The following is a 21,784-nucleotide window of genomic DNA, read 5'->3' as shown; positions in this document are numbered from 1 at the left end:
AAGTTTAACCAGGAAGTTATGCTCTTCAAAAACTTTTAGGGGGTTGTATCATGGCAAGATCAAGAAGGAATGGGAAAGCACTCGCAGCGACGGACACACTCATTGGACAAGGTTCAGTGATCACCGGAAAGTTAAACTGTGAAGCCAACTTGCGAATTGAAGGCCAGTTTAATGGTGAAATTGAGAGTCAAGGAGATGTCACGGTGGGTGAATATGCGGAAGCACGTTCTAACATTCAGGCTAAGGAAGTCATTATTGCTGGTAAGGTATATGGAGATATTGCTACAACGGGTAAGCTTACGATTACACCAACTGGGCAGATGTTCGGGGATGTCTCCTCCGCTTCCCTAATCATTATGGAAGGCGGGGCTTTAAGTGGAACGAGTACGATGAGCCTTCCAGTGTCTAATCCTGTCTCTGACAAGTCAAAGGATACCTCTTCGCGTTCCTTACAAACCGAGGTAGGGTAATCTAACGAATACACCTTGCGGAAACATAGTTTGATTTGAGAAGTTTTTGCTTGGGAAGTTGATATCGTGGGTGGGAAGGAAGTGTATGCTCCCTCCCTCATACCCATTCCCTTCTTTTGTTCTACTTTCAAGGGGGACTGCTACCACAATCATCTTCCATCACCTACATGTAATTAGCATTAGCACCAAAAGTACACTTAAATTGAGCCGAACTCCACTAATCCCATTTTTAATTGCAAAGGTGCATCTCCTATTTCATTCGCCATGTTATGTTGCTACATCACGTTTCTTGAACACAAACCATGAGAGCAACACGAACACAATATAGTAACCCGCTAGTATAAGTAACGAAAAAGTGAACGTTGATCCCGCTGGGCCAACAGATGAATTGATATATCCTTTTAAATCCATATGTGTGAATATCAAATATTTCATCCACTCATATCTGTCAGGATTTAGAATAGTCAAAAAGATATCCTTGGTGAATAAGATGAACAATGACAAGGCTATCGCAAAGGTACTCGAGCGAAATAGGGTAGATATCATAAACGCTATCATCATGATCATGAAGAGTTGAACATAACTGCTGCCAAGATTCATGAATGCATACGACATATCACTCCAAGTACTCGAGAACATCCCTGAATTGCCCTCATAGTTGAACCATATATTTGAAAATAGAAAGGCAACTCCAAACAGTACAAGGCTACTTAATAAGCTAAATAAAATCACGGATATATATTTGGATAATAGAATCTTCGAACGACTCCATGGTCTGATCAGAAGCAACTTAATCGTTCCCCCAGTAAACTCACTGGCTACAGAATCCGCTGCAATAACAACAACGAATATAATATTTAGAAAGAATGTTATCGTCATCGTTAATATCGTGACTTCCCATACATTAGGTTGTTCCGATCCTTGCGCCATGAAGAATACGAATGGCATCAATATACTGAATATAGCTAGAATACTTAACATAATCCACGTACGAATGCGATAATATATTTTCATATTCTCGTTTAATATTAATTTATAGAAACTAGTCAATTTGTTCACTTCCCGTCATCTCCAAAAATTGATCCTCGAGCGTGCGAGTAACCTCACGAATGCCGTATACTTTGAGCCCAGCCTGAACGAGACGAGCATTAATATCAGCTATTTCTTCACGTGATATTTTCAATATGAGTAGGTTATTCTCCAATCGATTCACTCCCAATAATTGTGCAGCTAATTGAGGTTGATCCACATCAAAGGCAATCTCGGCAGCAGACACGGCTACCCCTTCTTCATTCTTCAATTGACGAACATCAATTAATCGACCATTCTGAATAATAGCTACGCTATCACACATCAATTCCATCTCAGATAGTAAATGACTTGATACGAACACCGTAGTTCCTTCAACTCTACAAAGATGCCTTAGATAGTCACGTAATTCTCGGATACCTTGTGGATCCAGTCCATTCGTAGGCTCGTCCAAGATAAGAAGCTTTGGGTTATGTAGAATAGCCTGAGCTACACCTAATCTTTGTCTCATACCGAGTGAGTAGGTTTTAACTTTGTCGTGAATTCGCTTATCCAAGCCAACAAGTGCGATGACCTCTTGTATTCGTTCCTTCGTGACTCCAGGCATCATACGAGCGAAATGGCGTAAATTTTGATATCCACTTAAATATTTATACATCTCTGGGTTCTCAACAATTGCCCCCACATTTGCTATTGCCGCTTCGAATTCGTGTTTAATGCTGTGCCCACAAATGACGATGTCTCCCTGACTAATGGATATTAAGCCAACCATCATGCGAATCGTCGTCGTCTTTCCCGCTCCATTCGGACCAAGAAATCCGAATACTTGGCCTGGTACAATTTCCAGATTGAGATTATCAATGATTACCTTTGAGGAGATAACCTTCGAGACACCCTCCAATCGAATAACCGGTTCCTGCTGCATTCTATTCACCCCTTTAGATTGACGAGCATATGCGATCTTATCTTGCTCTCTAAATATAGTTTAGCATATTACTCTAACGGTTTATCTATAATATGGGAATCTATGCTCGATTGGCGATACTTTTTCTCACATACCGTACAATAACCCATTGGGAACTCATGCTTGTAAAATCCAGTTTTAAAAATAGAGCTTCTCTCATTACTTTGTACAAGCTGTTCACAATATACACAGAAAAATTGATATCCTTCCGTCACCCAAAAATCTACCCCTTTAAAGACTCACACCTATATATTCAGCAAAATTTATTCTTATTCCGCTCTACGCAGATGTTCCTCAATGATGCTATGAACCCGTTCCTTCTCGACAGCTTCTATAATATAATAATAAATCCCGTTTATTCTCTTCCCTTGACCGTTTAACTCCAATGTTTCAATCTTATTCAGGTCAGAGCGATAATCTGTTATAAATTTCTTCATCTCAGCAAAAGTAATATCTGTCTTCACATTATTCCCAACTTCCGCAAGCATCGATTGGATACGAACGATATTCGTAACTTGTAGAGCATTCTTCAACGTCTGCTTCAGTATTTCTCTTTGTCTAGCGTTACGTCCCATATCTCCACGAGGGTCTTCGAATCGCATTCGTGAGTAAGCAAGTGCTTCTTCACCGTCTAATTCTAAGGGACCTTCCGCGAAATCATAACCTGCATACTGAAAAGAAAATGGATTCTCAACCTCCACCCCACCTAGTAGGTCTATAATCTGGCTGAAGCCCTCCATATTTACCTTTATGTAATAATTAATAGGTATACTTAAGAATTTCTCTACCGTCTGAATGGACATGTTTACTCCACCAAAGGCATAGGCGTGATTAATTTTATCTGTCGTGCCATGCCCTATAATTTCAGTTCGTGTATCCCTTGGAATATTGAACATAAGAATCGATTCTTTAGATGGGTTGACGCTCAGAACAATCATCGTGTCGGATCGACCCACGTCGTTCTCCCGCTGATCTACTCCCATGAATAACACAGTATAAGGCTCCTGTTCATCCATCTTCACGGGACCGCCGCCTTTTTGTTCTGCGCTAGTCGGATTCGATTTAATTACAGTCTTAATCGGTTCTCTAGGTTCATAGATTGCATCAGCTGCCGACTTCACTGACTCGTACAAATAGATTCCATAGCAAAATATAGTGATAACCAATATAGATAGAGCCAGCAAGGTTATTTTGATCCAACGTTTCATTAAATGATACCCCTTTATTCCTTCTATTCAATGGTTTTAACCACTCGTAATCCGGTTCGTGAATAATGACCTTAATGAAAGACAGATGCCACCCGTTTATCATCATCGATTGTATTCATGTTAGGACGGCCCACCGAATAATATGCAAAGGGGGAATTCGCGATTTCTATCTTACCGTATACATTTCGACCATCAATCATGACAGGTTGCTTCATAATAGAAGCAAGATCAACAAGTTCAATTTCTGCGAACTCCGACCACTCCGTTAGGATACAAATCGCATCACAATCCTTAGCCGCTTCCATAGCACTCCTCGACCATTCGATCTCAGGAGCATTAAGTACACCTCTAAAGTTCTCAACCGCAACGGGGTCATATGCCTGAATATAAGCTCCCATTTTGATTAACGTCTTGATGATATCAATCGCGGGTGCGTCGCGTACGTCATCTGTGTTAGGTTTAAAGGCTAGTCCCCAAACCCCAATAGTTCGGCCTTCTAATGTTCCTAGCGCATCCTTCAGCTTATTAATGACATTAAATCGCTGATCTTTATTCACCTCTACTACTGACTTCAGTAGCTTAAATTCATAATCTACATTCCCAGCTATTTGGATAAGTGCTTCTGTGTCTTTTGGAAAGCAGGAACCACCATACCCAATTCCAGCTTGAAGAAAGGAATGTCCAATTCGCTTGTCGTATCCCATTCCTTCCGCTACCTTCGTCACATCCGCCCCTACCTTTTCGCAAATATTTGCAATTTCATTAATAAATGAAATCTTCGTTGCGAGGAAAGCATTAGAAGCATATTTGATCATTTCGCTTGAGCGAATATCCGTAATGACGATATGTTCAGTTAATGACTTATGAAGATCTAACATAGGTTCTATAACTCTCGGATTATCTATTCCAATGACTACACGATCGGGGAATAATGTGTCCTTGATCGCTGTACCTTCTCGAAGAAATTCGGGTATCGACACGATATCGAATGGCTGACCCGTCCGTTCACTAATCCATTGTTTCACTTTAAAGTTAGTCCCGACAGGGACCGTACTCTTCGTAACCACGATTTTATATCCATCCATCACCGTGCCTATTTCTATGGCAACCTGCTCAATATAACTTAGATTAGCTTCTCCATTAGGCATAGAAGGAGTTCCAACAGCGATAATAATCAGTTCAGAATTCATTACAGCTTCCCCAATATTTTTTGTAAAGGATAGCTTACCTGAAGCAACATTACTATTCATCAACTCTTGGAGCCCAGGTTCATAGATCGGAACTTCTCCCTTCTGAAGCATCTCCACTTTACTTGGATCATTATCAACACAGACTACTTGATGCCCTATTTCCGAGAAGCACACTCCCGATACTAAACCAACATACCCTGTACCTATAACTGCAATCTTCATTAAATCACTCCTCATCTATACACAATTTCCCCTAATAACGGCACTATCACTTAGAAAGCATCCTTAGCTCGAAATAGCATCTTTATAGTTCTGAGAATAATCCCAAGATCATATAAAGTACTTCTCTTATCTATATATCGAATATCCAGCTCTACCATTCTCTCAAATCCAACACTATTTCTTCCGCTCACTTGCCAAAGACCAGTACAACCTGGTGTTACATGAAGTCTCTTCATGTCATATGGGGAATATTCTGCGACCTCTCTAACGAGTGGTGGTCTAGGACCAACCATACTCATATCGCCGCGTAGAACATTCCATAGTTGAGGGAATTCATCGATACTCGTTCTGCGAATGAACTTCCCTATTCTTGTAATACGGGGATCATTCTTCATCTTAAACATAGCACCGCTCACTTCATTGCGATGGAGTAGATCATCAAGTAAATCTTCAGCATTCGAGACCATCGAACGAAATTTAAACATATGAAATTCTTTCTCATTCTTGCCGACACGAATTTGATGAAAGAATATAGGCCCCTTGGGATCTTCTAATTTAATGAGGATTGCTATAATTGTAAATACAGGCGACAACAGGAGTAGACCAATTATGGCCCCTATCACATCCATTACTCTCTTCATGAATAGATATTGTTTGTCCGAACGATGATGGTTGGGCATGCCGTGTGGGTAGGATAAGTGCTTATCAATAAATACGTCAACTTCATTCCTTTGAGATGTCGGAATCATGCATACTCTCCTCTAGAGGGCATAGTGCCCCTTCCTCGATATACTTTAGTTCAAGTTCAAAAAGCCAGGTTTTGATCATAAACAAGAGCTAGATTACAACACTGTTCTATTTATTTCTCACCATAGTAATAGTTGTACGGGTTCCCTTTACTCATATTGACGCTTTTCAAGACCACTCCAAGAAAACGAGAATGAACATGTTCTACGTTAGCTTTTGCCTTCTTAACTAATTAATCTTACTAGCCAACTCATTCGCTGTTATACCCAGATCAGCATAATTCGTAATCACCCTCTCTATGACTGTTGATGATTTAATGATATCTATATATTACGTTTCAACCTTTCCACCACATCATCACCGAATAAGTTGCCAATTCTAGCGTATGACTTCTGCAACATAAAATTCCTTCGAACGACATCATGAACATCTGATGAAATGAAATGTAACTGATTCTTCTTACATAAATGGAAACACCACTTTTACACCTTGTTCTAACAATTCATCCGTAACCTTGATGGAATTAACAACCTCACTGTTTCGTTCTGGATGTGCTAAAATTGGTGTTATACGTTTCACTTTTAATTCATGGAGAACATCTTGTAAATTAACTTAACTTAACCCATCCAGATTGGACTGGGCATGAGTGGCTTCTAAATTTAATGCACTTCGTCATGATTTATAGTAAAATAAACACATTCCTATTACTTCTATGCGTCTTGAATCTTTGTTTATGTTTAGAGACCATGAAATAATCTAAATGAAGTAGCATTTTTTTCAAAATATTAGCATTATACAATTGGTATCCCTTAACGCTATTGATTAGCTTAACCCGATATTGAAATTGATTCTCATACATGCCTTTAGCTTGTAGTTTCCCCAACAGAGTGACCTTAGAACTAATGTTCTCTATATCAAATCCATACATTACATTAGATAACATCGGTAAATCCAAATCACTTAAGAAACTTATCGTGTTGTCGCCTAATTCCATCAAAAATATTGGACGTCGTTTACTGTTCACCTTATTTCCCCTTACTTCTCTGATGTACATATGCGCGTTAAGAGAAAGTTCGGCCCAATCATGTATATTGGGGGGCATATCTTCATTCCTTTTACTTAAGAGTAGTAATAATGATTTAAAATTAGTAATTGGGGTAAAATAGACATAGATACAATTCGTATCTAACAAATCCAATTTACGATACAAACCGTATCATGTCAAGCACTTAATTTATCTCTACTCTTTACTGACCATTTAATAGCGCAACTAACACACTTAGATTGCAACATAGGAGGGTAATTCATGAATCAGGAGAATCGTATAGCAGAATTACGAGAGGCTCGAGGCTGGACACAAGATGAGCTCTCCCGTTCGATTGGTATTACAAGGGCTTCTCTCTCTCATTATGAAAAAAGTCGGCGGAAGCCTGATTTTGAAATATTAACAAAACTCGCTGATGTATTCGAAGTTTCCATTGATTATTTAATTGGGAGAACTAGTAATCATAACCTAGTTATGGAGGATGACGTGCGTCACTTTGTAGATGATTTGGAACTTTCCGATGATAAGCTATTGGAGCGGTTTAATCTTACCATCGATGGACGCAGCCTTTCAGAGGATGAAGCTAAACGATTTATCGCTTTTATTCGTATGGAACGAACGATGAAGTAACTTACTCGCTTCTGCATGGATTCTACTCAGACTCTAAAGTTAGTTCTTTAGAGTCTGTTTGGTTCTGCTCTTATGTAATCTTTCCATCTTTCGGGATCAATGTTACACTGTTCCATAATCTTCATAATGTCCACATTCACTTTGTTCGGCACCTCTGCTTCGAACCTTACTCCGATTCCTACTTCTTTATTTCCGTCCACTGATGATAACCTCGCTTAATATATAGGATTTAACATTCAATATTTCATATTATATATTAGCCCTTTATTATTTGTTGTCGTCTTATGGATTAGTTTTACTTTTGTTAGGTTCTATTTTTGTCGAAAAAAAACAGGTGCTTATAATCCGTAAAAAAGACACCCTAGAATCTGAGTGCCTTGGTAAAATTGTCTATATTAAGCTGTTAAAGTATGTTTATCTTGTACATTAAAAGAATGCGGTTTGCGCATGAAATAGAAGAATGTTGCAATCAGGAATATTCCACCGAATATACTCAATATACCGATTTGAGACCACATCATTCCAACATCACCCGTAGAAATAATAGCTTTATACCCTTGGACACTATATGTCATTGGGAACCATGGATTGAGTACTTTCAACCATCCCGGGATAAGTTCAACTGGGAACGTACCCGCACTTGTTGTAAGCTGTAGAATTAGAATGACAATGACTGCGAAACGTCCTGGTTGATCCAACCATGTCACAAATGCCTGCACTAAGAACATGAACGATAAACTTGTAATTAAACTAAATAAGTAGAACATAGGTACGCTTTGTACTTCCAGTCCTAAACCATAAAGAACTAACGTTGAGGCTAACAGTGATTGAATTAAACCAATGCTACAAAAAGCAAGCGTCCGGCTTACAAATCGATTAAGACCTGTTGTATTAGGTACATTAGACGTTCTAATTGGAACAACAATCGTTGTAATCAGTGCACCTACAAACAGTCCTAGTGATAGGAAGTATGGAGCAAAGCCTGTACCGTAGTTAGGTACTTTGTTCACTTTTTCCTCTGTCACAGTGACGGGCTTAGCGAACATACTGTATGTTTCATCCGTTCCCTTAACTTCCCCGGTAGTATTTGCGGCATCATTCAATTTGGATGCAAGTTCATCTGAACCATCTTTTAGTTGCACCAGTCCATTCTCCAATTCCCCAGCGCCGTCACTTAACTTTTGGGATCCATCCGTAAGGGTAACTACGCCATCTCCTAATTGACTCATACCCCCAGCTAATTTCTCAGATCCAGTAGCTATCTTCTCTGCCCCACCTGCCAATTGTTGGCTTCCTGAGACAGCATCACTCATCTTGGATCCAATTAATTTCAAGCCCTCAACCAATTGAGTCTGCCCTGCATCTAATTGATTAACACCTTGTACAAGCTTTTGCTGTCCTTGATGTAACTCTGTACTGCCTTTAAGCAACTGCTGTGTTCCTTGATCCAATTGATTAGCACCTGCATGAAGTTGTACTGCACCTGTGTGCAGTTGCGTTGCTCCCTGCACCAGCTGTACTTGTCCTTCATGCAATTGAGTTGCTCCTTCGGCTAATTGTTGCTGTCCTTTGTGTACCTTATTACTACCTTGTGCTACGGCCTGACTCGCTGCTATCAATTTCTGTACATCCGTGTTCTCAGCAAGCTCTGGATTAGAGTCTGCCAGTTGTTTAAGCCCTTGAGCTACACTTGTTGCACCTGTTGCCACTTGTTCACTACCATCAGCAGCATCTTTCAACCCTTCCGATAGCTTAGCACTCCCATCTACGGAAGATTCAAGTCCACTTTGTAATTGAGCCGATCCTTTAACCGTAGCTTGCAGCCCGACTTCCAATTGCGATGTTCCATCAGCTGAGGATTGTAATCCTGCTAAGATTTGTGCACTTCCCTCTTCAGAGGATTTCAGACCCGCTTGTAATTGGCTGATCCCTGTATGAGCTTGAATGGCTCCACTCTCCAGCTGCTTCTGCGCTGCCGTCAGCTGAACAAGACCATCTGCTAACGATAAAGATCCAGCCTGCAGTTCTGTTGCCCCTTGCTCAAGATCACCGACACCTTTCGTAAGGGGTCTAATCCCCTCTTGCAACTTCATCGTGCCGTCAACCATTTTGACTAAATTATCTTTCAGTAAGATAGCTCCATCGTCCAGCTTAATAGCTCCATCTGTTATTTCACTAGCTCCAGCACCCGCATCCTTGAAGCCAGTGGATACCGTTTCGATCTGATCAAATAATGTTTCGGTGTACACTTCCGTTACTTTCGCAGATACTTTCGCTCTGATCTGCTCTACTGCTGTTCCGCCAATCTGTCCTGCAAGAAAGTTATATCCTTCATTGGGCATAAATATGATTTCCGCAGGTTGTGGTTGATCATCTAGTAACGTCGTCGCTTTAGAAGAGAAGTCTTCAGGAATGACAATCGTCATATAGTAAATATTATTAATCATACCTTCATCAGCTTCTTGCTTGGAAACGAACTCCCATTTGAAGCCATCTGTCACTTTCAATTCCTCAATTAACTCTTCACCTATGTGAAGTGACTTACTTTCAAAGTTTGCCCCTATATCAGTATTAACTACAGCTACGGGTAGATCTTCCATTTTACTATAGGGGTCCCAGAAAGCACCCAGGAACATTCCACTATACATCACTGGAACCAATAGAATCGCAATCATCGTAACCAGTACTTTAGGATTTCTAATAGCAGTTCCCATATCTTTAAAAAATACAGCTAATGACTTCATAAACAGTTTCTCTCCCCTAAGTTAAAATACGTTATGACTGACTTCCCCATCCGGTCATATGTTGACCAATAAAAACTTCTCTCCGAAATCGCGATGCTTACGTCTTTGTCTAATACATCGCTCCCAAAGGAAGTCTTTTTCTATATATTCAATTATTGTACTGCCAATCCATCCGAAAGAAACAATCGAAAATAATGTTTAATCTGTTCTTTACTCAATGGCTCATGATGCTTACTAATTTCTGTGGTTAGTGTAATATATAGCTTCTTTATGACAATCGACACAATTTTAGGATCACAAGGTTTGATCTCTTCGTTATCTATAGCCGCCTGTAATTCACGCTCCAAATACTCCAAGATCACATTCTCCACTTTATCGAGGGCTTCTAACACTTGAGGTGTTCCGAAATCCCTTAACTCATGCGATAATTTAATGAATAGCTCATGCTCTCTGCGAAACTCTAGTAAACCATCGAGAACTTGATACAAATTATCCAAGAATGACTTTTCCCGACGAATCTCTCGCTCTGGGATCTTCCTCATTTCGATAATGACTCCGTATAGAATCTCATCAAATAGTTCTTCCTTGTTCGTAAAGAAATTATATATCGTTCCTTTTCCTACATTAGCAATTTTAGCTACCTGCTCCATCGTGGTTGCCTTGTACCCGAAAGTTGCAAAGGATTGGGCCGCAGCAGTAAGCACTTGCTTACGACGATCCATCACAGCCATTTCATCTCTCCTTTCAAAATGGGTTGATATTATCGATAAATGACTATAATATATAACTAGTCACTTAGTCAGACATCACTATAACATGTAGCTATTTAAATTTCAATTTAAATTTTGTGATACAGTATGTATCCAAAAGAAGGGCACTTATGGCATAATAACAGTGGAGCACTACATTGCTCAGCCCCAACTAAAGTCTAGGATTAAAAACCGTCTTTGGTCTATTAATAAAAAATGATATCTAACTTACAATAAACAGATCATTAGTTATAATCATCAGAGTTATAAGCATCATACTCAATTAAGAAGGACATAGGTGAATTCATGAAAAAGAAGAGAGTACTCCTATTATCAGAGGGATTCGGAGCAGGACATACACAAGCTGCTCATGCCTTAGCTAGCGGTATGAAGAAACTTCATCCCAATCTGCAATGCAAGGTAATCGAACTTGGTAATTTTCTAAATCCTACAATCGGGCCAATAATATTATCCACTTACCGTAAAACGGTTAGTACATCGCCAGCCATCATAGGTTTACTTTATCGAAATAGATATGACAAGTCATTAACAAGACTCACGCAGCTTGCTCTTCATCGTATATTTTATACACATGCCGCTCAAGTCATATCTCAGCTACAACCTGATGTCATTATATGTACCCATCCGATACCTAATAGTGTCATCTCAAGACTAAGACAACAGGGAATGGATATCCCTCTGGTTACCCTCATCACAGACTATGATGTACATGGAACATGGATTAGCCCAGAAGTGAACCATTATTTAGCATCTTCACCTAGAGTCAAGAATCTGCTACTTCAACGTGGCGTACAGTCTTATAAAATTCAAACAACAGGCATTCCAGTACATCCTGATTTCTGGGAGAGAGGGAATAAGGAACAATTACGTAAGGAATTGAAGCTACAAAAAATGCCCACTGTGCTCATCATGGGCGGAGGATGGGGTCTTACACTGAAACCTGACTTATTACAACAATTGATTTCATGGGCAGACCGTATTCAACTTATTTTCTGCTTGGGTAGCAACGTCAAGCTTGTTGAGAAAATGAAGGCCAATCCGATATTCCATCACCCTAACATCATTATTTTGGGTTACACAAGTCAGATTGGCAAACTGATGGATGTATCCGACCTATTGATTACTAAACCTGGCGGAATGACTTGTACAGAAGGACTCGCCAAAGGAATACCTATGCTTTTTTTTCAAGCCATTCCAGGACAAGAAGAGCAAAATAGTCAATTTTTCGTAAATCGTGGGTATGCTGAAACGATTCATTCTCCTCAAGTTGTCAATAAGTGGTTTCAATTGATAACCAATCAATACGAACAGATAAACACCCGCAGACAGCAGGTTAAGCACATTGAACCTTATCTCCAGCCTCATTATTGCGCACAAACGGTCTTAGACCTCTTTAATGAGCAACCACAAACTACAACTGCATATTCAATAACTGGGTCCTATTTATAGAAGGAATGATTACCAATTGTTTTACTGAATGAACGTGTATGGTGAACTGTCAAATCTTCAGCTAGCTTTAACGATAAGAAATAATAAGTATCGTCACTCACTTCCTTACGTCCATTTAATGCTTCATTCACAGCATAAATAGTATCCTCAGAAGGCTTTACTCGATCGAATCGACCATTAGCCACAGGACTGAATTGGTATTTCTGATAAATCACCTTATAAATTGTATTGGGGAAATTGGCTGACCGTAGCCGATTCAAGACAACATTAGTAACTGCTACCTTGCCTTCGTACGGTTCACCTTCTGCTTCTGCCATCACGATTTTACGGAGCATTAGCAGTTCTTCATCGGTTACAGTGTATTGCAAAGTCGATTGTTCTTTCTCTTCCTGACTAAGCATCTGGGTCCGAGTAAAGAATAGTACCTTTGGGGGGATGAGCTGATGATTAACTTCGATTACTTCTGCTACATTTTCGCCTTGTTCTGCCATTTCCTGATTATCCGTAATTTCACTTTTATTCACAGAATCATTTATGAAAGATTGATCCCTTACATCTTGCTCAATAATCGCTGACTGTTGCTTGTTATTAATCAATGTATAGAAGGATTCCTTATGTTCTATTGAGTAAGTTAACAATGGTTTAAATTTATACTCCCCTGTCTCCTTAACTGTAACCTGCTTGTATATTCTCCCCTGGTTCTTCTCTTGTTCACCCTGCATCAAGAAATTTATCGCAGAAAAACACACTAATATCACACCAATTAATAGTGCAATCCAGCGATTATGTCTAATAATATTCATATAAACCTCCTAAAATTCCGGCATTCCCCTAAATATGTAACCGAAAATATAGGTCTTATTAACCATTCTAGCAATTTTCGAAACATGTTTGCGTACATTTCTATTTACGTGCCAACGTGATATGGGGCCGGTATTTACACACTACCTTTGTGATTATACTCGTTTCAGTTCCATTCCTCAAGTTTTCAAGTTCGACTAACTCTATCATAAGTCTCTTTTTTCCACTTACTTTCATTGGATGTCAATTCATCGAGTGCATTGTAAAAGACTAGTGTAGTCAAGGTTTGAGAGTATTTATACATCATCTGACCTGGCCGTTTATTTCGAGTAAAATCAGACCTTTTTTATTTTTTTAAATATAGAAAATATTTGTGTTGAATTGATAATTTCGATACAATCATGATTAATATCAAGACCATCCGATTTATACTTAGGAGGACATCAACGTGAAACGTATTGTTAGTCTGTATCCGTTATCAGCCGATCATCTACAACAAATCTATCATATTGCTCCAAATTATACCGTTACGATAGGAAAAGGGGATCTATTAGATCCTGCAGTTCTTCCAGAAGCTGAAGTGTTGTTAGGCTGGTCCAGCAAAATTGAAAAGCATGTTCTACATGACAACAGCTCCTTAAAGTGGATTCAATCTTGGTCTGCTGGTGTCGACAAAATGCCTCTCGACCAATTTGCTAATAAAGATATTCGCTTAACAACTGCCAGTGGAGTTCATGCTATTCCTATTTCCGAATCTATCTTCGCCATGATGCTAGCCTTCTCCCGCGGTATCCAACAGTCGATTCAGAACCAACAAGATAATATATGGAATCCAAAAATAGTATCCGGTGGATCAGGAACATTATCAGAATTACGTAATAAGACCATCGTTATCGTCGGCGTAGGCGAGATTGGAAGCAAGACTGCACAGATTGCAAAGGCTTTCGGAATGAATGTGCTCGGCGTACGACGTTCCGGTAAGTCCAACCCCCACGTAGATACCATGTTTATCATGGTCAATTTGGAAGAAGCGCTAAACCAAAGTGATTACATCATCAACATTCTTCCCCTGACCAAGGAGACCCGGCATACTTTTGATACAGCGACTTTTGCAGCCTGCAAACGTGGTGCTTGCTTCATCAATGTGGGACGAGGCCCTACGGTCGATACGGCGGCTCTGTTGGGAGCACTAGAAGAGGGTATTATTGGTTATGCAGCACTCGATGTATTTGAAGAGGAACCTTTGCCAGCAGAACATCCTCTCTGGACAATGAATCAAGTCATTATTACACCGCATATATCTGGAAACACTGAGCATTACGACGAACGGGTCATTGATATCTTTATAGAGAATCTAAAGGCTTATATAGATGATAAAGAATTGCCACGAAATTTAGTGGATTATTCTTTGAATTATTAAGATCGCATTTAGCAAAAAAAAGACCGAAGGGAACTCTATTCCCTCTTCAGCCCTTAGTATGTCGTTTATTTATGATGCGATTCTACATCTTGGGAATCCCCTCATTCATTGTCATTTCTTCTTCATCTAAACCTTGTTGCAATTGTGTAGTGTAAAGTTGGTAATATCTTCCCCCGGATTGCATAAGATCTGTATGATTACCACTTTCCACGATGCCGCCATTCTCCATCACAACAATTCGATCTGCATGCGTGATGGTCGATAACCTGTGTGCAATAACTAACGTCGTACGCCCCGCCATCAACTTGGATAGAGCATCCTGTACAAGGCGCTCACTTTCATTATCCAGCGCAGCTGTCGCCTCATCAAGTAATAGCACAGGTGCGTCACGCAATATGGCACGAGCAATGGATATTCTCTGCCTCTGTCCACCTGACAGACGAGTTCCTCTCTCTCCAATTTCCGTATTGAACCCTTCCTCCATATCTACAATGAAATCATAAGCGTTCGCACTCCGAGCTGCGGCTATAATTTCATCTTCCGAAGCATCTGCCTTACCATCGGCAATATTATCTCGAATCGTGCCTGTGAAGAGATGATTCTCTTGAGGGACATATGCGAAGTAACCTCTCAATTTATGTAATGACATATCCGCAATATTGTTACCATCAATAGAAATCTCACCTTTGGTTATCGGATAAAATCCTAGTAACAATCTGAATAATGTAGATTTCCCTCCCCCACTTGGCCCGACGATGGCAATCATTTCTCCCCCAGCGGCATGCAGGTTTACAGAGTCTAGAATATGATCTCCATTACTCGAATATTGAAAGGTGACATCATTCATCGTTAAACTGCTGAATACCTTATTTGCACTTCCATCCTTGGGCAACGTTTCGAACTCAGTGGGTGCATCCAATAAAGAAAATATACGATCAGCACTCCCTAACGAGCCTTGAAAAGAAGCCCATTGTCCTGGAAGCTGCATAAACGGTCCCACTAAATAATTCATCAGTTGAATAAAAGCCAGCATCGCTCCGACCTCTAAGGAACCTTTAGCAACCCAGAAAGCTGCAACTAAAATAGCAATCAGAAAGGTGAGATTACCAAAAACAGTCGAAACGGAAGTTGCCGCACCTTGAATCTTACCTCCGCTAGTTTCCAATTCAACCAGTGTAGAATTTTGTCCGCTAAATTTACTTAGCAATTTGCGCTCTAACCCAAACGTCTTCACGACTGACGTCCCTCCAAGAACATCCTGTAGAAACGCTGAAACATGACCCAACACTTCTTGTAGCCGACCTGTATTACTTCGCATCCATTTGCCAAATACTCCACCGATCAATACTGTCATAGGACCGATGGCTAAACAGATTAATGCTAACTGCCAATGGATCAGAATCAGATATACGAATGAAGCTATAATTAGAATAGGATTCTTAATTAACGCCATCAGCGTATGCCCACATCCATCACCAACAGCCTGATTATCCGTTGTTAGACGAGATAATAATTGTCCAGAGTGGTTATCATCCCGATATGGGACGCTCACCTTAAGTAATTGCTCCATCGTATCGCTTCGCATATCCTTTCGAATATTCACCGAGACTTTCGTTTTCCAATAATGATCCAAGTAAGAATTCAATCCTAACAGAATCAGTACAGCAGCCCCCATGATAATGAAGAATGGCCATTTCTCCATATTTCCTGCCGTTGCAGCATTCGTCACATTCGACAGAAACCATGCCACCCATAAATCTAAAGTAACACCTAGTAACATCGTGAATGTCAAACCAGCATACAGTAGTCGTTGTCTTTTCATATACACGAACAGCCCTTGCATCGTCTTACCTTGATTCATGACCGAATCCCTCTTTTCTTAGGAAAGATTGCGCAAAGTCTGCAAATAACTCTTGATTTCTGGTCGCGCTTTAATAATTCCGAATACTTTAACACTCTTGAATGTTTCTTGTACTAACTTCAGGGGCACATTCTCATCAATGATTAGCGTACCAATCAACCTTACTTCTACTTTCCTATTTCCCTGTAGTACTTCTTCTAAACTATCCATATTAAATTCGACAACTCCTAAAGCGATATATTTATCCGTTGTCACTTGCTTTATTTCTCCAGAGTGAACTATGAGTTGTTGCCGTATTGACTGGCGGATGAAATCGGTACGATTGGAGTAAAACCCTTCTTCCACTAATAAATCAATTCGCCCTAAATCCACTGCTCCTAAGTTAATAGTTACCTTCTCCAATTCTGAAATATGACTTCCCTCCTTCCGAATATTATGTCTCGACATCCATTGAACATCCATTGAACATCCACAAAGCATCTATATGGATGTTATTATAATTAATTTATCCTTAAATGTCCATAACCTTTTTATATACACGACAAAAAGGACAATGTCCTTTTCCAGGGAAATGTCCACTTTTTTCATATTCATTTTCTATATTATCTATATGAATTACATGTTAGTATCCTAGTTGAATTAATCCAAATCATAGATCGACCCGACCTTAAGTCCATACAATTCATTGTATATTTTCTCGGCAAAAGCATCCGTCATCCCTGCGATATAATCAATCACCATATGCTCCCAAGTCCAAATTGGTTGGTCCTTCATCTGATCCCGTTCGTAGCGCTCTAGCCAATCAGATGGAATGATCGATTTGGAAACTTCAGGATCTAAAAAGGCATCCCATAGACGTTTAATGATCCATTCGCTTCTTTTTTGCAGACGTTGTACCCGTAAATCCTTAATCATCGTTACCCATGCAAAGCTCTTAAGCACGCTAACTGTACGCAGCATATCCTCATTCTCCGAGTTGTCTTTCACGAAGGTAACCTTCTTCCAATCCCCATCCGTGATCACACCGAGATTACTCACGAATAGACTCACCCAATAAGCTTTCACTTCACGTCTTGTACGAGAATAATCATTCTCGCAGATGACCATTTTCTCTTTCCACACTTGTAAAAAGGAGGCTAGCACCTCTTCCACTTTCGGCTGAATTCCTTCCTTATTCCATCCAGCCCAGATGGCATCCTCAAGTGTCGTAATCTTCTCTACGATTAATCGAATTATGGAAGGGTCAAATAAGAAGTACTCATGGACTACGATCTTTCCTGCCTTAATTCCGTCCTCTAGATCATGTGCTGAATAGGCAATGTCGTCGCATAAATCCATTAATTGAGCCTCCAGCGTCATCTTATGATCTGGAATTCCCCAACTTTTTCGTATCTGTGAAATATACTCCCATTCATGCTTATAAAGCCCCTTCTTGAGTATCGATCCTGGATATGGATATTTGTTAATGCCTAGTAATACAGCATCCGATAAATTCAGCCCGTCCATGTTCTCCCTTTTCTCTAGGAACATAATTAACCTGAAATTATGCGCATTCCCCTCGAAATGTTCATACTTGGTCCTGAGACCACTACGGACTTTCATAAGATGTTCTGGTGAGTTGTATCTTTCCTTCGTTACAAGCTTAAGCTTATCATCAATGAAACGCTCAAGAATACCATCCAGTACTTCCTCCCCCTTATGACCAAATGGCGGATGCCCAAAGTCATGAGCGATCGATGCGCATTCGACCACTTCAGGATCGATCACAAGTCCTGGATTATCTGCCCTTTCGAGCGTCACTTCCGGATAAGAGCGTACTAGACTTTTCGAAGCTTCACGGGCAATCTGTGCCACTTCAAGTGAATGGGTCAGACGTGTCCGATAATAATCACCTGTTCCTGCTCCGAACACCTGGGACTTCCCTTGAAGCCGCCGAAACGTGGGCGAATGTATGAGCCTTGAATAATCCCGTTCATAGGTAGCTCGAGATGCATCTAGCTTCGTCTGTTCGGGATATTGCCGATGTTCTCTTTTCTCTTTGAGTGTCATAGTTGGTCTCTCCTTGCATATTTATCCATTTAATTACTAATAACGCTTATTTCTTCTTTTACGCCGAGATAATGATACTCCACCGAATCCACTAATGATAGCAATGTAGAATCCAAGATCGTACCACCAGCCGCTATTGTATATTTCGTATATGCGAATATCATCCTTGAAGAATCCGATAATTAATGAGAACGGTGCAATCCATCCATGCCACACCCCCCAGAAGAATCCTGCGGGATCATCAACCGTTACCTTCCCATCCCCAGGAACACAGCCTGTCAAAGACATTATAGTAAGTATCGCTAACCCCATAAGTAGTATGACCTTCTTGTTCTTCACTTTAGTCACCTCCGAATTAAATGGTGTTCAATTTAACTACTTGTTAAGATTATACTCTCAAACTTATCGTTCGTTCCAATCCCATAGCGTAACGTTACCTATACGTATGTTAGATACGAGCGGATCATCCTTTAGCTTCAACAATTCTTTCGTAGGTCCAGTGACGACAGCACCGTATAATCTCACGCCATGTTCTTCAATATATGATACAGATCCTTCTATATCGTAAAAGGGTGCCAATCTCTTCGTGATTGATGGATATTGTTGAAGTAACTTTAATGTTTTTATGAAATTATCATCACGTAAGTCACCATCCCCGTGAGTGTCGACAGATGGTGCACTCGATGACTCCATCGTTACCGTCATCCCCCACCCTTTCTTACTCTCCGTTCGATTCGTAACCGTCATATCATCCGAATGCCAAATAGGATTACTAGGAAACCCAAGTGGCTCGGTGATGACTCCGTTGTCATCATATGTTTTATTGCTATCCCCGATATCCACAGCAAACCAGACAGCCTCCAGATTCTTGTCCTTGAACTGTGCTAATAACTCATCCGTTGTGAAGTATTTATGATAGGATACATACGCCTCGGCCACCGTTCCCTCAGGTAGCATTGTCAAGCGATTCCAATCAGCGTCACTATTGAAACCTGCGGAATCAGGAAGCTGATAAAGCGCATTATTATATTGCCCTTGCTCACTCCACGTAAAATCATATGTGCGTAAAAAATTGAAGAAAAGTGAACCTGAGAATTCCCCCACGGTAAGCCGTGCTCCACCCACCTGCTTCTTAATCTCACCCGTAAGGTTCATTCCAAAATAGGCACCGCCATTACTGCTTAAATTCACCATGCTATTTGGTTGGGTTAGCGCTATCGTGGAACTAACTACATCCCTATATTGTTCACCACGATCCGGTTCACCCCATGTATAGAACAAAATTGTACCGATTGTAGTTATAACCGTAAAGACTAAGAACATACTTATCACAATAAAGGCAGAGCCAAATCGTCCTTTCCATTTTCCTTTTCGTAAAATCCGCACTTCATTTAAACGAGGAGATTCTGTATCCCATTGCGGATTTTCAAGTTCAGCCTTGCCGCCCTCCTGCATCATGTCTTCCATATAAGATTGGTAGAGCTCCATCTTCTCCAGTTCCTTCTCTACCTCGATGCGTTCCTCCTCTGAAAGCGTACCCTCTGTATATTCCTTCATCTTTTTCTTAAATTCATCACTCATGCTCATTGCTCCCTTCACGTTTACGCCTCAACCCTTGTCTAGCCCGAAACAACAATATTTTAAAGTGCGATAAAGTAATGCCCATTATATTCGCAGCTTCCTGATAACTAAGGTGATTCATATCATATAACAGGAGTGCCTGTTTCTGTTGATCAGGTAAGGCTGAAATCCATTCTCTAACTTCTTCCATCGTTTCCTTACGCAGAACCTCTGCTTCTGGACCTAATGCTGAAGTGTCTGCTAATATCATATATTTTCTATCTAGCGTGTTGGGCTTCATATTATCTCCCCTCAACCCTATGAACGTATGATAAGTTGAAAAGTTACAAATCATTCATGCTTATTTTTATACTATGTAAAAAAAGACGAACTTCCTTTCATAGGAAATTCGCCTTGTACTTCAAGATATTATAATTACCATAAAATTGAGTGAATCGCTACAGAACCTTATCCTTCACATGCGTCTCCGCAAATTTCGGAGGGTTGAACCAATTTCCACTTTGAGCCCAGGTGGGGTCAAGTGGAATCCATATATTCTCGTTGCTTAAATATACTTCATTCCATGCATGAGGCCCATAGCCACCTTGTCCATTATACCCGAGTCCAGTAACTACTTTGACTTCGAGATCTTGGGACCTTGCCATCACAGCATATAGCCTCGCGTAGTCTATACATACCCCAAGCTTCGTATCAAAGGTATTACGTGGTGTCTGCTCATGCCATATTCCCTTTTGTTCATAGTCATCTACTTTACTATAATCATAGGATACACGTGATCCTACCCAATCATATAATAACCGCGCCTTCTCTTCTTCACTGTTGGCTTTCGCAACGATCTGCGCAGCAGCTTGTTCTATATCAGTCGGAATGGATCGATCAATGATGTCATATTTACGTTGGAGAATACCACCCAACTCTTGTTCCACCGCCTTGGTAAAGACCGGAAGCTTCTCTGTAACCAAATCTCCTGATAATGGCTCAATGATCATCCGAGCTCCATCCTGATACACGGGGGATGCCTCAATATGACGGCTAAAGGCACTTGTTGGATATAAAGCAACGTATATAAATAGAAATGCGACAACGATAATGCAACGCGTTACGCCCATCAAACCGCCAATCCCCATACCAATCAGTCGACCAATCAAGCCAGAAGATCTCCTTTTACTTGCGGAGAATAAAGAGATCCCTCTACCGAATAGCAACAAGATAAGTATACTGAACAACAATCTAATAATAGAATAAATCACAATAAAGAGCACCGCGAACCGCATCAGTGGGAAATCTGCCATCGAAGTAATAATCGTATAATACGTCTGTTCCCATCCACTCAAATCCCGATTAGGTAGCTTCGAACTATAAACTTCCAGCCACCCTTGTACCCAAGGCGACATCCACAGCGTAAAAGGAACCGAAATCGCAAGTCCAAGTAGCGTAAGAGCAACATCACGAAGAAGAATCAATAATCTACCCGCTGAATTAGAAGCTCCTCTACGCCAACCTTGGAATAACGATAGGGCTACAATGCACACTAAGATCAGTGTAACAATATTGAAATCCTGCAAACTTTGAAACCATGTGTAGAACACGCCTTTAATCTCCTA

The 21,784-nt window shown here is 40.4% G+C and carries 21 protein-coding genes; 4 read left to right on the top strand and 17 right to left on the bottom strand.

Annotated features, from left to right (window positions below):
- Positions 1-50 precede the first annotated feature (50 nt).
- On the top strand, positions 51-470 hold the full coding sequence (locus AC1TO9_RS18660) for a bactofilin family protein (protein WP_482056193.1): 420 nt from the start codon (positions 51-53) through the stop codon (positions 468-470).
- 267 nt (positions 471-737) lie between these two features.
- On the opposite strand, the gene AC1TO9_RS18655 is transcribed toward AC1TO9_RS18660, so the two are convergent.
- The 6 genes from AC1TO9_RS18655 to AC1TO9_RS18630 form a co-directional block, all read right to left on the bottom strand.
- Entirely contained in the window at positions 738-1,529 is a 792-nt protein-coding gene (locus tag AC1TO9_RS18655) for an ABC transporter permease (protein ID WP_482056192.1), read from the bottom strand.
- Complete coding sequence (locus AC1TO9_RS18650; RefSeq protein ID WP_482056191.1) at positions 1,513-2,424, bottom strand: ABC transporter ATP-binding protein; 912 nt, start codon at positions 2,422-2,424, stop codon at positions 1,513-1,515. The genes AC1TO9_RS18655 and AC1TO9_RS18650 overlap by 17 nt, the downstream gene beginning before the upstream one ends.
- 308 nt (positions 2,425-2,732) lie before the next feature.
- Complete coding sequence (locus AC1TO9_RS18645) at positions 2,733-3,671, bottom strand: LCP family glycopolymer transferase (protein ID WP_482056190.1); 939 nt, start codon at positions 3,669-3,671, stop codon at positions 2,733-2,735.
- A gap of 71 nt (positions 3,672-3,742) precedes the next feature.
- Positions 3,743-5,083 (bottom strand): UDP-glucose dehydrogenase family protein, encoded by a 1,341-nt coding sequence (locus AC1TO9_RS18640; protein WP_482056189.1) that lies wholly within the window; start codon positions 5,081-5,083, stop codon positions 3,743-3,745.
- Positions 5,084-5,133: 50 nt separating this feature from the next.
- The gene (locus AC1TO9_RS18635) at positions 5,134-5,763 is read right to left on the bottom strand and encodes a sugar transferase (RefSeq protein WP_482056261.1); all 630 of its coding nucleotides are present in this window, start codon (positions 5,761-5,763) and stop codon (positions 5,134-5,136) included.
- A gap of 746 nt (positions 5,764-6,509) precedes the next feature.
- Positions 6,510-6,827: a hypothetical protein gene (locus AC1TO9_RS18630; RefSeq protein ID WP_482060130.1), complete on the bottom strand. Its 318-nt coding sequence runs from the start codon at positions 6,825-6,827 to the stop codon at positions 6,510-6,512.
- 309 nt (positions 6,828-7,136) lie between these two features.
- Between AC1TO9_RS18630 and AC1TO9_RS18625 the strand changes: the two genes are divergently transcribed.
- On the top strand, positions 7,137-7,505 hold the full coding sequence (locus AC1TO9_RS18625) for a helix-turn-helix domain-containing protein (protein ID WP_482056187.1): 369 nt from the start codon (positions 7,137-7,139) through the stop codon (positions 7,503-7,505).
- 47 nt (positions 7,506-7,552) lie between these two features.
- Here AC1TO9_RS18625 and AC1TO9_RS18620 read toward each other — a convergent pair whose 3' ends face one another.
- The 3 genes from AC1TO9_RS18620 to AC1TO9_RS18610 all read right to left on the bottom strand — a co-directional run bounded on the left by AC1TO9_RS18620 (position 7,553) and on the right by AC1TO9_RS18610 (position 10,980).
- Positions 7,553-7,705, bottom strand: coding sequence for a hypothetical protein (locus tag AC1TO9_RS18620; RefSeq protein WP_482056186.1), 153 nt, complete (start codon positions 7,703-7,705; stop codon positions 7,553-7,555).
- A gap of 195 nt (positions 7,706-7,900) precedes the next feature.
- Positions 7,901-10,249, bottom strand: a complete 2,349-nt coding sequence (locus tag AC1TO9_RS18615) for a YhgE/Pip family protein (protein ID WP_482060129.1) — start codon at positions 10,247-10,249, stop codon at positions 7,901-7,903.
- A 152-nt stretch (positions 10,250-10,401) separates the two neighbouring features.
- The gene (locus AC1TO9_RS18610; protein WP_482060128.1) at positions 10,402-10,980 is read right to left on the bottom strand and encodes a TetR/AcrR family transcriptional regulator; all 579 of its coding nucleotides are present in this window, start codon (positions 10,978-10,980) and stop codon (positions 10,402-10,404) included.
- Positions 10,981-11,304: 324 nt separating this feature from the next.
- Between AC1TO9_RS18610 and AC1TO9_RS18605 the strand changes: the two genes are divergently transcribed.
- Positions 11,305-12,468 carry an MGDG synthase family glycosyltransferase gene (locus AC1TO9_RS18605; protein WP_482056183.1) on the top strand — a complete coding sequence of 388 codons (1,164 nt, stop codon included), beginning with the start codon at positions 11,305-11,307 and terminating at the stop codon, positions 12,466-12,468.
- Here the strand turns inward: AC1TO9_RS18605 and AC1TO9_RS18600 are convergent.
- Entirely contained in the window at positions 12,459-13,271 is an 813-nt protein-coding gene (locus tag AC1TO9_RS18600) for a cell wall hydrolase (protein WP_482056182.1), read from the bottom strand. The two genes, AC1TO9_RS18605 and AC1TO9_RS18600, sit on opposite strands and share 10 nt — an antisense overlap.
- A 446-nt stretch (positions 13,272-13,717) precedes the next feature.
- Here AC1TO9_RS18600 and AC1TO9_RS18595 point away from each other — a divergent pair, with 446 nt between their 5' ends.
- Positions 13,718-14,689 carry a D-2-hydroxyacid dehydrogenase gene (locus AC1TO9_RS18595; protein WP_482060127.1) on the top strand — a complete coding sequence of 324 codons (972 nt, stop codon included), beginning with the start codon at positions 13,718-13,720 and terminating at the stop codon, positions 14,687-14,689.
- An 82-nt stretch (positions 14,690-14,771) separates the two neighbouring features.
- Here the strand turns inward: AC1TO9_RS18595 and AC1TO9_RS18590 are convergent, their stop codons facing one another.
- The 7 genes from AC1TO9_RS18590 to AC1TO9_RS18560 form a co-directional block, all read right to left on the bottom strand.
- Positions 14,772-16,550 (bottom strand): ABC transporter ATP-binding protein, encoded by a 1,779-nt coding sequence (locus AC1TO9_RS18590; RefSeq protein ID WP_482060126.1) that lies wholly within the window; start codon positions 16,548-16,550, stop codon positions 14,772-14,774.
- 18 nt (positions 16,551-16,568) lie between these two features.
- Complete coding sequence (locus AC1TO9_RS18585; protein WP_482060125.1) at positions 16,569-16,997, bottom strand: CopG family transcriptional regulator; 429 nt, start codon at positions 16,995-16,997, stop codon at positions 16,569-16,571.
- Positions 16,998-17,189: 192 nt separating this feature from the next.
- Entirely contained in the window at positions 17,190-18,599 is a 1,410-nt protein-coding gene (locus tag AC1TO9_RS18580) for a deoxyguanosinetriphosphate triphosphohydrolase family protein (protein WP_482060124.1), read from the bottom strand.
- Positions 18,600-18,635: 36 nt separating this feature from the next.
- Entirely contained in the window at positions 18,636-18,938 is a 303-nt protein-coding gene (locus AC1TO9_RS18575) for a hypothetical protein (RefSeq protein WP_482056179.1), read from the bottom strand.
- A 63-nt stretch (positions 18,939-19,001) separates the two neighbouring features.
- On the bottom strand, positions 19,002-20,180 hold the full coding sequence (locus AC1TO9_RS18570) for an anti-sigma factor (protein WP_482060123.1): 1,179 nt from the start codon (positions 20,178-20,180) through the stop codon (positions 19,002-19,004).
- Entirely contained in the window at positions 20,173-20,460 is a 288-nt protein-coding gene (locus AC1TO9_RS18565; RefSeq protein ID WP_482060122.1) for an RNA polymerase sigma factor, read from the bottom strand. The genes AC1TO9_RS18570 and AC1TO9_RS18565 overlap by 8 nt, the downstream gene beginning before the upstream one ends.
- Positions 20,461-20,617: 157 nt before the next feature.
- A complete protein-coding gene (locus AC1TO9_RS18560) occupies positions 20,618-21,769 on the bottom strand; it encodes a transglutaminase domain-containing protein (RefSeq protein ID WP_482060121.1) in 1,152 nt (383 codons plus the stop codon).
- Positions 21,770-21,784 lie beyond the last annotated feature (15 nt).

Source organism: Paenibacillus sp. Y916 (assembly GCF_056786435.1).
This window is presented reverse-complemented; position numbering and strand designations above follow the sequence as displayed.